Origin of the sequence: Rufibacter psychrotolerans (assembly GCF_016924645.1) — a bacterium.
In the GTDB taxonomy this organism is placed as follows: domain Bacteria; phylum Bacteroidota; class Bacteroidia; order Cytophagales; family Hymenobacteraceae; genus Nibribacter; species Nibribacter psychrotolerans.
The window spans coordinates 41,689-55,645 of the sequence record NZ_JAFFJV010000023.1; the positions used below are offsets into that span (position 1 = coordinate 41,689).

The 13,957-nt window shown below is 56.1% G+C and carries 4 protein-coding genes; all 4 read right to left on the minus strand.

Features of this window, described 5'->3' with window-relative positions; translation table 11 throughout:
- Positions 1-59 precede the first annotated feature (59 nt).
- The 4 genes from JT718_RS18795 to JT718_RS18810 all read right to left on the minus strand — a co-directional run bounded on the left by JT718_RS18795 (position 60) and on the right by JT718_RS18810 (position 13,931).
- A complete protein-coding gene (locus tag JT718_RS18795) occupies positions 60-5,078 on the minus strand; it encodes an eCIS core domain-containing protein (protein ID WP_205504338.1) in 5,019 nt (1,672 codons plus the stop codon).
- A gap of 15 nt (positions 5,079-5,093) precedes the next feature.
- Positions 5,094-6,383, minus strand: coding sequence for a contractile injection system tape measure protein (locus tag JT718_RS18800; protein WP_240337174.1), 1,290 nt, complete (start codon positions 6,381-6,383; stop codon positions 5,094-5,096).
- A gap of 4 nt (positions 6,384-6,387) precedes the next feature.
- Positions 6,388-10,290 (minus strand): carboxypeptidase-like regulatory domain-containing protein, encoded by a 3,903-nt coding sequence (locus tag JT718_RS18805; protein WP_205504340.1) that lies wholly within the window; start codon positions 10,288-10,290, stop codon positions 6,388-6,390.
- 293 nt (positions 10,291-10,583) lie between these two features.
- A complete protein-coding gene (locus tag JT718_RS18810; protein WP_205504341.1) occupies positions 10,584-13,931 on the minus strand; it encodes a baseplate wedge protein in 3,348 nt (1,115 codons plus the stop codon).
- Positions 13,932-13,957 lie beyond the last annotated feature (26 nt).

The window sequence follows — 13,957 nt, forward strand, 5'->3', positions numbered from 1 at the left end:
GGGTAGCGGTTGGTTTAGGTCACAGGTACGGGAGAGTCTGTTTTGCGGAAACGCAGCTTTTATTCCTGAGATTGCTGCATCACGTGGGTCAGTTCATGCACCAGCAGTTGGCGGCCGGCTTGGGTATGGGGAGCATATTGCCCCTGGTTGAAGTAAATGTCTTGCCCATGGGTGAAAGCCAGGGCATTCAGCTCCTCGGCCAGGGCGGCCGCCTCGGCATCGGTGTGGAGGCGCACCGCCGAGAAGTCAAACCGCATCTTTTGGTTCAGCTCCTGCAACAGCGCGGGCGGCAGGGCGAAGCCTTTCCCCTTGGAAGCCAGCAGCTTTTGCTCCACCTCCGGCGAGGCCACCTTCCCGTTTTCGGGCTCTTTTGCCTGAATCTGCCGCAAAACGGATTTCTCTTTCCGCCGAATGGTTTGCTTCTGCACGGGTTTCTCTTTCTCCTTCTCGGGCTTTTCCGCTTTCTGCAACTCATCGGGTTTGCATTTTGTCTGCAGTTTCTGCTCGTCTTCTTTGCCCTTGGTTTGCACGGTGTCTTCGTCGCGCTTGGTGCTTTCCGGCGGCATCTGGTTTTTCTGTTCTTCCTCGGCGGCTTTCCGCACCGTTTCCTTTTTCCGCTGGATACCCGATTTGGTCACGAAGGGATGCGCGCTGTCCTGGGACTTTCCCTTGCCCCCGAAAAAGGGCTGCTGGTCTTTGAGGTTGGGCTTGGCTCGCCGCGAATAAACTCTCATATCGTCTGAAATGAAGGATGGGGCAATACGGCTCTGCGCATAAGGCGAGTTTCCCGCGAGACCGATGGGGAAACCAAAGGGAGATCCAGAACGCGGTGTTTTATCACCGCCGAAGGAATCAGAAAATATGCTATTCGGCTCGCCTGCCTCGTCAAGCACCGGCATCAGTTCACGGTCTAGGTCCAAAGGCTCTTCCTCTGAGTCGGGAAAATCTCCTTCGTTTGCATGTGAGGGCTGGGGTATGAACCAGGCAGTTTCGTGTACTTCAAGGTTAGAATAATCTTCCTCTAAACTAACGATTTCGGGGGATTGTTTTTGGGGTATTTTGGCGAAAACGGGCCTAAAATAGGCGCTGTCGTTGTCCGGTTCTTCTTTGGGTATGGGTTTCCGGCGGAGGCTTTTGGGTTTGGGGTTCACCGGGGTTGAGGTTTGGTTCTGGGGCGGGGCGCTGCTCATGGAGGCGTTGGAGGCGGGTAAACTGGCCTGGGCTTTTTTCGCCTGGTCTTCCTTGGTCAGTTCGACTTTGAACGCATCCACATCGGCTTGGGTGACATACTGATGCCACATGGTAAACAGATCCACGAAGGAGAGCTTGTTAGCCAGCGGCGTTTTAAATCCCCGGATGGCGGCCTTCTCCTGCTCAAACTGCTCGTACTCCAGGGCGCGCGATTCCTCCTGTATGGTTTTCACCACAAATTCCTGCAGGTCCGGCGATTTGGCGTACTTCTTCTTCATTTTGTTTGTGTACTGCGTGGGCGTCATCTCCTTCTGGGTCTCGGGGTTGCGCAGGTCGCTTTTAATGGTTTCCCTGATCTGCCGCTTTTTCTCCTCCAGCTTTTTCTCGGCCTCGCCGTTGATGGCACTGTTCAGGATTTCCTTCCCCTGATCGCCGGAGAAATTAGGTTTTTCCAAGTTCATGTCTTTCACCTCGGGCAGAATGAGGGAGTTGTCTTCTTTGAACTTGATGGGAAAATCAAGTTTCAACCCCAGGTTCCCCATGCCCAATTGTTTTTCGGCTAGAATCCACTTATGGTAATACAGGTTCACAGAAGTGATCCAAAGGTCCAGGTCTACGCTTATATAGCCGGTGAGCCGAAAAATAGCTTTCGGGGTTACATTCATGAAAGCCCGCACTTCTTTCAAAAGAAGGCCTTTTTCCATGCTCCAACCCGCGCTCACTCCCCCGCCGGCTTCGGCCTTCAGCCCTAAGCCAGCCTCACCGCCAATGCCCCCCGTTAATTTAGCAATCAAGACCCGCGCTTCCAGCCCGGCCTCAACCGTCATGTACACTTCGGCGCTGGCCATGGATCCAACTGATCCGGAAATATCCAGTGTTACCTTTTCTATTTCATTGATGTTGATCTCCTTGAACCCCACTTTTAGTTCTTTCAGCACCAGAGGATCCCATTCAAACTTGAAATATACGCCACCGGTAATGAACGCCGATACACTCATACCCGGAATACCGACCAGGGGGATGGTTACCTTGGGGAAGGGAAATAATTCTTTGTTGAAATGATATCCCTCCCCAAAGGGTTTGAGGTCTTTCACCACCACCTCGCCGGCCACCAGTACCTGTTTCTCGGGGGTGAGGCGTACCTGCACCTCGCCGGTAATGTCCTTGAACAGTTTTACCTTGAGTTTTCCGTAGCCAAACACCACCACCGCCCCGGCCTGGTCGGGTTCGCCCTGCGGCTCCCCTTTCTCATTGACGGTTTTGTTGGTGACGCCCACCTCCAGCCCTCCGTCAAAGCGGCCTTTTGTATAGTTGACGGTGGCCCGCACGTCAAAAACGCCGTCAAAATAGGACACCGTGAGTTTGGGACTCAGGTTGGGAACGTTGGGCAGGTCTGGCTCGGCCTCGCCTTTCACGCCCAGTTTGAGGTCTTCGCCCTTCTTCGCCATCATGGTGACTTCCACGGAACCGCTTTTGAGGCCGGGCAGGGCTTTCAGGCTGACGCTGGCCAGGAACTTGAACTCGCCGGTGTCGTTGAACTGGGCCGCCAGTTTCACGGTGTCTATCCCGGGTACGGTCAGTTTGGCGTCGCCCTCGGCGGAGAACACGTCTTTGGTGTAGCTTACTTTCAGGCCTGCGCTCTTGAGGCCTTTCACGGCATCGGGTTTCACTTGCAGGTCGCCGCCAATGCTCCAGTCGCCGTTGTCGTAACTTATTTTGATGTCGGCCTTGCTGAACCAGCGGGAATCAAAGCTGAAGGTGCCGTCAAAGCCCACGGTTTTGCCCACCTTGGCGAAAATATCGCCCCGGCCCAGGTTCTCAATGCTGAAGCCCAGCCCCCCGGCCACGGAAAAGCCGCTTTTGGTACTGGCCGCAAGCACAATGGAGCAGTACTCTACCTGAAAAGGCTTAGGGATGTTTTTCGCTATTTTATCCAGGGGCACTTCTGCCCGAACAGTGAATTCTTTGTTTTCCAATTCAAAGGAGATATCCACCCCCTTCAGGACAGAAATGGACGGATCTACTTTTCCTTTCACGCTAATGTCCAGCCCATTGAACACCACGTCTTCCTCGTTGATCAAAATGGGACTCATTTTGTCTAGGGTGAGGCTTTTGAGGACAGGTCCCATGACGGCCTTGGGTCCCTTGCCTTGGATAATGTACCGGTCCTGCGCTTGCTCATCTACGTCTACCTGCTGCTTTTTAAATTTTTTAGCTTTCAGCGGGGTTTGGTCGCCGGCGTCCAGATAGGTAAGTTCAATAGACTTGAGCTTTTTGGCTTTGGAGTCATAATCTACGTCAACCTTGAAGGCGCCAATATTGGTGGTTTTGGTGGTATAGGGAAGAATGTAAGAGGCTCTCTTGTCACTGGTGGAAAGTAGGAAATGGTTCAGGGGGATTTCTTTTTCCTTCACAGTGACGAACTCCTGTTTAAAGGGATTTCCCTCGCCCGATTCCGAAGCTAATTCACTGCAATAGTAATAATGCTTAGGATCCAGGTCATCCCCGCTCAGGTTCATGTCATCAATAATGGTAGTATATTTCTTTCTGATATCGGCACCACTAGAGGGCACCCTTTTGAATTTCTTGCTGTAATGCACCCCAATGCTGGTAAGGTCCTTTTCAATGGCAGTCCGTACTACTGTACCTAGCTTTCGGTTTTTGGATCTTTCTAACAGAATAAGGTTATCTATCCTATCGGCCTTACTCCCCAGTATCTGCCAATCTATCATGTGTTCAATATCATAATGCGCAGGCTTTCCGGTGAAATCCCAGAAGGGTACCATGACTTCCTGCACAATCTGGTGCAGGGTGCCTACTATGCCTTTCTGTTTGCTTTGGACCAGGTTAAAAGTGAACAGTTTATCTTCCTCCCCCTCTTTTATCTTGCCCAGGGTCTTCAATTTTTTGGTGACTCCCTCCTTGACGCTGCTTTTCCAAACCGAGGCCTGCTTGGTTGCCCGCTCTCCCTTGGGGGCGGTAATGGGTTTGAACTCGTCCAACCAGGCTGCCTCCTGCTCGGTGATGTAGTATTTCTCTGTTTTAAGTTTCGTGATGTGGAATTCAATTCTTCCTTTTCCCCCTTTTGTAATATATCCAGTGTCAAATTTTGCACCCTTTTTACTCGTCGGCTCCGCTGCATAGGCCTTTAACTCATCTGCAGAAGCTTCACCTAAGCTCTTTTTAGGTTGTTCCTCTTTTTGAATGAAATCCTTCTTCTGCACATTTCCCCCGCCGGTTTGCTGCACGGTGTGGGTGAGTTCGTGGGCCAGCAGTTTTTTACCCGCCTGCGTTTCGGGGGCGTATTTCCCGGAATTGAAGTAAATGTCCTGCCCGTGGGTGAAGGCCTGGGCGCCCAAGTCCTGGCTCAGCTGCGCGGCCTCGGGCCCGGTGTGCGTGCGTACCCCGGAGAAATCTGCCCCGAAGCCTTCTTCCATTTCCTGCCGGGTTTTGGTGGGCAGCGGGGCACCCGAACCCTTGGAACTATGGAGTTGCCCTTCCACCGCGGGAGTCACGGTGGCAGGTTCCCCGGTCGTGGGACTTTCCTTCCGGCTTATCTCTGGCTGAGTTTCCTCCTGATAGTTGATCTCCTCTCTGTCCTGGTTTTGCCGAGGGGAAACCGGGGAAATGCCCTGGGCGAGCGGTTTGGTCTGGAGTTTCTCCTGGTCCTGTTTTTCGGCTGATCCGGCTGGGGGTTTCTGCAAAACCTTCTCGGCCATGGCATCGGCTTCCTGCTCGTAGCGGTCACCGGGCTGGCCCACCTCAATGCTGCGCTGCACCCCCGAGGCCGCAAAGAAGCTGTCCTCCCCCCGTTTACTGAAGAAAGGCGATTGCTGGCTCCGTTGCAGCAGCGCGGACGAGGAAGATTTCTCAGAACCCGTTTTCATGCCGTTTTTGGGAAATTAGGCCCAATCCACCCATAGGGCTTGGGGCATCCAGGGTAGTTTGATGAGCGAGTAACTCCAGGGCAGCGAACCCAGCAGCATGTCATAGCTTTTTTGCTCCACCTGCAGAAGCCAGTCGCCATCGGGTTTGCGGGAGAGTCGCCCGGACCGCTGCAGGAATCCTTCGCGCAGCCCGGCGGGACTGGTGTTCTTCAGCACAACCCAATACCGGATCACCGCTTCCAGTACGTTTTGGGCCTCTTTTTCGCAAATCGGGGGCAAATCCACTTCGGCAGGCACCGGGGTATCCAGGGGAATTCCGCACAAAAGCTTGTTGAGCAGCAACTCCGGCTCAGGGGTGCGAGTCTGCCCGGTGACCAGGAACTGCAGCCAATGCACCGCCTCCAAAGGTTTTATTACGAGGTGGTCTTCCACCAAGCCCCCGGTGTGCAGGTACGTCTCCAAAAACGGTGCGAGCAGCACCAATCCCGCATTCTGTAGGTAGAGCCCTTCTTTTTCCTCTGTTTCAGAGGGACCAGTGGAAGAATCCTCCTGAGGTGTTGGCAGCTTAGGTTTAGCCGCTTTGGGCTCGGGCAGCAAAACTAACCCGGCTTTTTTCCAGGTTTCTTGTACCTGCGGCGGAAGCGAGGAAACGACCTGCTGTAGTTGGTGGGAGAAGCCTGATTTCTCTTCACAGAACTGAAGCACCGCCCGCAGAAAATCCTTCGGAAACTGAAACGCCAAACGCTCTACCACTTCTTTCGTTTGGAGAAGCTGCGTCAGTGATCTCCTCAGAAGTGGCCCAGGTTCTGTCTGCAGCAGATCGTGCGTTTTAGCGGTGAATTCCTCAAAGCGGCCCGGAAACGCCCACCACGGCAGATACCCTTTTCGCAGGAAAAACACGAATGCTTCCCAAAGCGACTCTTCCTCAGAAATTTTAGTAAGCGGTGTTGGTTCTTCGTCGATCTGCGGTTTTCCAGAAGTAGAAAAGTTTCTTTCCCCCAACGTCAACGTCAGCCCTTTTCCTTCCTTCAGTTCCGAATCAGACAACACTTTTTCCAGCGATTGAAGCACCTGTTCTACCAATTGGTCCTCCAAGGCAGAAGTGTTGGAAATTTGCACCGTCACAGAAACTTGGTCCAGGCGTAGAATCTGGTTTGGTCCCGAAAGCAGGTCAAACTGCTCGTTCAAGGCGGGGTTGAGTTGTTCCTGCACCAAACGGCTTACCCGTTGCTGAAGGTCCGGGGCGGGTTCCAGGAAGGGAAGCTCCACCTCCACTATCTGTTTCCGGATCAGGTGCGTGGCCATCGGCTTACCCGTTCAGCAAAGAACCTTCTTTCGCCACGTAGCAGTCGCCGCGCACGCCCAGGAACCATACCGGACTTTCGTCAGTGTGTGTGGCGAACCGGCCGCTAGGATCCTGCGAGAAAAGCGGCGTTCCGCTCCCGAAGAGCCACAGCACCTGCTCAAAGGCCTCCTCTGTATCTACCTTGAAGCCGATGCCGTTTTCCTGCCGTTCCACCACCAGGTTCACCGCGTCTCTGGGGATTTCCTGCTCGCAAAGAACCTTGTGGGTGTGGCGGCATTTGTCCATTTCCTCGCAGCCAAACTTCTTGCCCGTGGCCCGGGTGCGCCTTCTCAGGTCCCTGATCTGCCACTCCTGATCGGTGTAGCGGGTTTCCAGCGAGAAGGCGTCGCCGCCCAGGCTCAGGGTCTGTTTGGTGGTGAGTTCAAAGGTGTGGCAGACGTAATGCTCCACGCCCAACACGCGCTCCTCGGGTTTGTAGCGCAGGATAAAGGTCTCGGCGTTGCCGATTTTCTGGGCCATCTGGTCGTTCAGCACGTCAACCAGTTTCTGCACGCGTTCGTGGAATTCCTCCTGCTCCACCTGGTGGAAAATCTCCCTCAGAACGCTGGCGAAGTCCACCTCATGGGTTTGGTTGTTTTCGGTGTCTACCACTTTCAGCAGCCCTGCCGAAGCCTCTATGGAGAGCACCTGACCGCGGGCCGGCATGGGGAACCACAGCGGGTACCAGCATAGCTCGGCTTTGCCGTCGCAGGGCAGGTCACAGGGTTCCTCGGCGGGCGGACACCGGTGGGCATTCACCTGCACGCTCAACGCCTGCCCGCTCGCATCTTTCACCTCCAGGTCTTTTCCCTGGCCACTGGGGATAGTCTCCACGTGCTCCGTCCCTGCCACGGCTTGGCCGTTGACGGTGTATGGGGTCTGCCCGCTCGAAATAGTGAGCGTCACGGAAAATTGCTGACCACTTTCATCGCACTCTGGTTCGCTTACTTCTACGCGCAGCCGTTCTGCTTCGGGCTCGCATTCATGGGCGGGTATCTGCACCGCTTTTTCCTGGCCGTCACTGTCGCGCACGATAACGGTTTTGCCCTCGCCGCCGGGAATCTGCACCGGATACGGCATGGGGTTGGCGGGTTTGTTTTCTACCGTGTAAGGCGCGGTGCCGCCGCTGATCTGCAGGGTCACCGTAAAGAACCGGCCGGTTCGGTCACAATCCGGTTCAGACACCTCCACCGCCAGATCGGCCGGTTCTTCCTGCGGCGGCGCTTCCAGGGCAAACTGCACCGGCGGACAATCTGAGCAGCAGAGATACGGCAGGTAAAAATCCACGAACACGTGCCCCAACGGAACCTCGGCTGATTCTTCTGGGTCGGGCTCCTCCCCTAAGATCACCAGCACAGGCATATCGGGCTCTTTCACCACCATTTCCCGGGTGGGAAACCCCGCAAAACTGACCGTAAGGGTGGCGGGCAGCGTCTCCGCGTACAAAAGAAAATGCCCCCCGGCGTTGGAGGTGGTCCCGCAATTAGTATCCTTCACCAGCGTCGTTGCCCCGGACAAGGGATTCTGGTTGGCGTCAACCACCTGGCCGCGCAACAGAAAACGCCCTTGTTTAGGCTTGGGCTCTTCTTCCCCGTCTTCGCCGGCGTAAACCAAAAGGAGGGTGCCGCCCACGGGTACGCCCGCTTTATGGGTAATGCCTGGGTGCTTCCGGATGTAATTGCCAAACAGGAGCTGTTTCTGGATATCCTCTAGCCGCTTGCGGTACGTCTCCAGCAGGGCACTGAACGCCTCTTTCTGGCAGGCGCTGATGAGCACATCTAGGTGGTCAATGATGTCTTCCAGTTCCCACAGGTTCTCTTGGTTCCGGCTTGCGGGCTGGGCCAGCATTTCTTTCAGTTGCCGGATAAAGGAACCTGCGTAGGCCACCAGGTTCTGATTCACCTTCTGGAACGCCTCCAGGTTGAACTGCATCAAGTTAGGCGCCTGCACCAGGAACTCGGCCATTTCCACCAGGTACTGGATCAGAAGCAACACAGCCTGCACTTTGGGGTCCTGCCCCAGGGCCAGCACTCGGCTGTAGGTGGCGGCCGGGTTGTTCACCAGAAAAGCATGCTCATAAAGCGCCCCCAATGAGTTCTCGTCATACAGCAGGCCATTGGTTCCCCGGCCAAAATAGGACAGCCTGGAGTTCAGCAAGGTGGAGACCACCGCGGCGGGACGGTTGCCGGTGACATCGGTTACGGTGGAAACGGGGCGCTTATCAGGTCGGAGTTTGTAGAAATAGGCGACTTCCCGTTGCAGCAGGCAGCGCAGCTCTTCCCGCAGGGTCAGGTAAATGGCCTCCAGGTCCTGGAAGGAACAGGCGTGGGTGCGCCAATCCTGCACGTTTTTGTGATTTCGGCCCGTTTTCAGGACCAGCACGTCAAAGGGCAGCCGGTACCGGTGGCGGAGCTGGAGCACCCGGCCCAGCGCATATAGCCAGGGCTGGCCCACGTGGCCTTCCACCCGGAAGAAATTGTACTGTTCCAGGTCATACTCCAGCGGATTCAGCACGAAGTCCTCCACCGGGGCGGGGTAACTGGCCGCATGGTACGATAGGTTGTGCTTGGCCTTGTTCTGGCGCGTCTTCGGCGGGCTCCACAGCTGGTACAACGGCGGGTTGCCGTCCAGGATCTTGTAGTAAAACGGAATGGCTTTCCCGGAGAGATCGGTTTTGCCTAGAAAGCTGGGCGTGATCCGGATGCCCGTTCCGCGCCTGTCCCCGGCGCCGGCGGTGAAGGGTACGCTAAAATTCTCCACCATCCGGATCAGGCGCTGGAACAACTGCCGCAGCTCGGTGCCCAGGTGTTGCTGGTGGCTGAATACCGGCGAGGGAATGAAATAGTGCCGGTACTGGCTGTAGGTTTGGGTGGTGTCTTCGGTGGCGAGGCCCAGGAACAGGTGACGGGGAAAAAGGTCCTCGTCCGGACAGCAGATACTGGTGATGTCCAGCCCTCGGGTTCTGATCTCGTTGTAGGCCTCCAGTAAATCCGAGAAGAAATCATAGTAATAGGAATAGAGCAGCGGATTGGTGAGCGAGAGTTTGTCCCCCGCGTAGGTGTAGGAGTTCCCCAACTGTTGCAAGGCCGTATCCGAAACTCCGGACAAAAGCGGTTGGTACAGCGAATAGGCATTGAGCAACAGTTCTTTGATCCGCTCCACGGTGGGCTTGGTGAGCAGATCCCGGAACCGGTTGATGACTTCCTGCGTGGTGAAAATACCCGGGTTCTGGACCGGCACGTCAAAGCGTTTGAGTTTGAACTCCGCCATGAGGGCTTGCGCCTGCTGCAGGTTCTGCAACTGCTCCAGGCTGGGTCCGTTGGCCTGCTCTGCTTCCCTCAGCAGATCGGCGTTGGATTTCTCCAGCAACAGGTAGCGGTAGGTTACCTCAATCACCGAGCCCCGGTCATCGCAGGAATAGGGAGAGCATTTTTTGAGGTTCTCTTCCTGCAATTCCACGAAAATGACCACCACTTTGTCGCGCAGGAAAGCCGCCGACAGGTCCTGGGTTCCGCCCGAGGGCAGCAATTCCCACAGCGGAAACGGCTGGCGGGGCACGGCGCTGGTGTAGAACGGTGGATAGTCCAGCTGCTCCGGCAGTTCATAGGGTTTGGACCGCTTCAGGACAACCTCGGGCAAAGAGACCAGGTACCCCGCCGAGGTCACCCCGCAGCCCTGGGGAATGGTGATCTGGGTGAGCGCCTCGTTGGGTTTCACCTCCAGCCCGCACACCACGCCTATCCCGATCAGGTTCGTTCGGGTGAGCCGATTTTGCTCATCCAGGTAGTGGAACAAGTCGTTCAGGTGGTCTTTTTTCAGCACCTGGTTGGCGACAAACTGCGGATAGGTGAGTTGGGTGGGTTCCATGGCGATGGGTATTAAAATGTCCTCCGCGGCGGCGGGTTTCTCTCATGTCCGATGTAGCTTCAAAGCCTCCGTTCCTGCTTATCCTGGTTTTCCAATTGTCTTTCCGATTCGTTCACTGGAGCCTTCTTATGTCCTGTTTCTGTTTTAAGCCCTTTTCCAAGAAAACAGCCCCTAAACAGCCCTCTCTTCGATTGTACTCCATTCCCGAAGAGCTCCCCTAAGCCCAATCCCAATTGCCTTTTCTGTTTTCAGGCCGATTTTCCTAAAACAGCCACAAAATAGGCTCAAAGCTCTCACCCCAGGAATGTGGCATCCAGCCGTACGGGGTTGTCATCGTTTCCGTCTTCGCAGTCGTGGAGGGTGGCGGGCGGGTAGATGCTTTTCAGTTCCCCCAATAGGCGCACCAGCCGGGCGTGGGTCTGCAGGAAGTTCAGCTTGTTGCGGTAGTAGTCCACCAGCAGGTGCTTCAGTTTGGTAAAGAAGGTGCCGGGCAAGGCGGGGCAGATCTCAGGCTTGTCTGTGGGCGACAGCGTGAACAGATCAGCGATCTGCTTCCGCCACTCGGCGGCTTTGAACACAGTCTCCTGGTTTTCCTTTATCTCCAGCCAGGAGCGCAGGCCATCGCCGTAGGCGGAGGCCAAGGCCACGGCACATTGGCAGAGGGTCTCGGGTTTCTGTTTTTCGCCTGTTTCCAGAAAATGAGTCGTTAAAAGGGCTTCCACCAGTTTCTCCAGGGCAGGTTCGTTGGGCTCCAATAGCAGGAGCTCGGCGCCCCAAGCGGCCCAGTGTTTCCGGAAAAGGTTGAACTGAAAACAGCTTTCCTTGCCCAGAAAACAGGTAGTCAGGGTGGTTTTCAACGCCTGCGCGAAGGTGTCTTGCAGCTCCGGTTCTAGTTCCTCGTCAGGGCCGTGGGTGGGCAGCAATTCGTCAAACAGCCGCTCCAGCACTTGGGTAGTGAGGGGTTGGTAATTGCCGATGACGTATTCCTGCCCGAAGGCTTCGTTGTAGGCCTCCAGCCACGCTTCGGCGTAGCGGCAAAGCGGCAGTTCCAGTTCCTCCAGTCTGGTAGGATCGGTCAGGTGATCTTCCAGGCTGCGGCGCAACTGGCAGAGGATGGCTTCGTCGCCTTCGCCCCGGCACACCTCGTTGCCCACCCAGCAGATCTTGAGCATCAGGTGGGCCGAGGTTTCCAGTTGGATTTGCCGCTCGGCGAACCTCCGGAAATCCAGGTGGCGGAACAGCGGCAACCAGCCCGGCATCACCAGCGTGAGTTGGAACGAATAGGGGTCTTCCTCGCCGCAGGTTACGCAGTTGGGGTGCAGGCAGACGGGCAGCAGCACCTGCCCGTAGTAGCGCGGCCGCAGCAGCAAATGCTCCACCACAAACAGCACGGTGTCTTCAGGCAAGCCCAGAAGAAGCACCAGACGCTGTGCCAAGCCCGAGGCATTGTCAGCGGCGCCCAAGGCTGGCGGATTGTAGTAGTCACTGGCGCGGGCCCGGTGGGCACTGATGTGGGGCAGTTTCTGTAAAAACAGGGCTTTATCAGAAAGCAGTTTTTCCTGCACCTGCCGCTCCCAGGCCATGGGACCGCCGTTGTTTCCGCTGTTAGTGTCAAAGGTGTACAGCAGCAGGGCATACTCAGAGAACTGCTCCCCGAACCGGGCCAGTTGATGGCTTAGGAACTGGTTTCGGCGGCGCAGGCCTTCCTCCTTAGTCTCGGCCAGTTGGTTCAGTCGGTTCAGGTCCAGCCCTTCGTACAGCCCCTCGCTTCCTTCTATGTTCTGGATGAGGGCATTGTCCAGGAACCGGCTGAAGTAGCTTCGTTTCTGGGTGGGATCCAGGCTGAAAAGCCGGTAGCTGTTGGCTAGTTGGGCCAGGTAGTTCACCAGCAGCTGCTCAAAAAACAGCAGGTACGCTTTGAGCTGTTTGGCCTGGGCTTTCCGCAAAGGGGTGGCTTGCTCGGGCAAGCCCTCGTAGCCAATGCCGTAGGCCAGCGGGAACGAGTACTGCACCGGGAAATAGTCCTGCAGATCGTGGAAGGTGCCGGTGGGCACGGGCAGGTCCAGGGGGCCGTGGTTCCATTTCTCTGTGTCTGCGGTGCTGCGCAACTGCTGCAGGGTGGCCCAGACCTCCTGCCAGTTGGCGGGCAGGAACGGCAGTTCGTTTTTGAAGAACAGGAATTTGGATTGCTCCAGGTACAGCCGCGGCTGGTGCCGGAACGTTAAAGCTAGGTTCCAGGGATCGCTGGGCATCACGGCCCGGCCCTGCGCATCGTAGCGGGTCAGCACCAGGTTCCGGATGGCCACCACGCCCTCAATCTCCATCAGGCGGTTGATGATGTCTGAGGTGTACAGGTTTTTCCGGAGCTGGGCCGCCTCTACCTCCTTGGTTTTGAGAAAGCCGTGCTGCAGCGTGGGACCGTTGAAGATCTCTTCCACGCGCATCCCTTCGTCCAGCAGTTCCTGCAAGCCATAAAACCTAAGCGCCGGATTGAAATACTGCTCTATCTCGAAAAAGATGGAGGCCAGCACTTTCTCGACATCGGCTTCGGGCGTGAGTTCCACATCGGCGCAGACGGCAATGTCCTCTACCGCCACCGTTGTTATGCGACAAAAATCCTCCGAGAGGTTGCGTTGGGCGTGCAGCGTGCCTTTGGCTTCCTGGAGCAGGTTTTGGACACGGGCCAATTTGCGGTGATAGTTGCGCAGCAGGCTATTTTGGGCCGTATTTTCGAATTCTGCCCTGAAATCAGCCACCGGGAAATTTCGGCGCAGATCTTCCCTATCGGGGAAAACGGTGAAAGGCACGTTTTCTAGCACCACCGTTTCCTCATTGGCGGGCACGTCCTGATCGGGGAAGAACCGGATTGCCAGTGAAACCAGCAGCGGCAGGCGCAGATCGCGGGCAGAAACGGTGCCGCCCAGTAAGTCTGTATCCGGCGCGTTCAGTTTCGCGATTTTGGTCACGGTGACGCCGTTCTCCACCAGGGCACTTTTCTCGGCCAGGAAATTTCTGAACCGCGGGTACGCTTCCAACACCTGCGCCCATGCCGGAAACCGAACCTCCAGCAGCGTGGTCACAAACCGGTTTTGGGCCGCGAGAAACACCGAGAACGTCTGTTTCACTTTGCCGTTGTTGAAATCGCCTAACTGGGCGTCTTCCTCCATTTCCAGCAGCACGTCGTACGTTCCTTTCGGAATCACGGGTTGATCGTTAGTTGCGTAGGTGAGCGTGCCGGCTTCACAGTTGGCATACACCGGCACCTCGCAGGGACACTCCTTGCAGAACAGCCAGGCATTGCGCACGCCGGGCAAATCAATGAGCACCTTCCGGTAATCCGTCACGGTCCAGGGGCTGTTGGTCAGGATCTCGGCGGCGGTGAAAAACGCCTGGTCGCGGCCACCGGCGGCCAGCGACTCGGCCAGCAGGTACTTGAGGTCAAAGCTGGTGCGGTAGCCCAGGTCGGTGAGGGCGTAGCAGAGCAGTTCCAGGATGGTGATGCCGGGATCATGAATATTGTAATCGGTCCAGTGCTGGCTACCCAACCGCTCAATATACTCCAAGCCCTTCTGCCGCAGGAAGTAATAGTCTTCGCTGGGAAGCAGTTGGGGATTCTGCGGTATGGTGATGGGCTCTTGCATCCTGCCTGTGGTTTGAAATCCTGCTG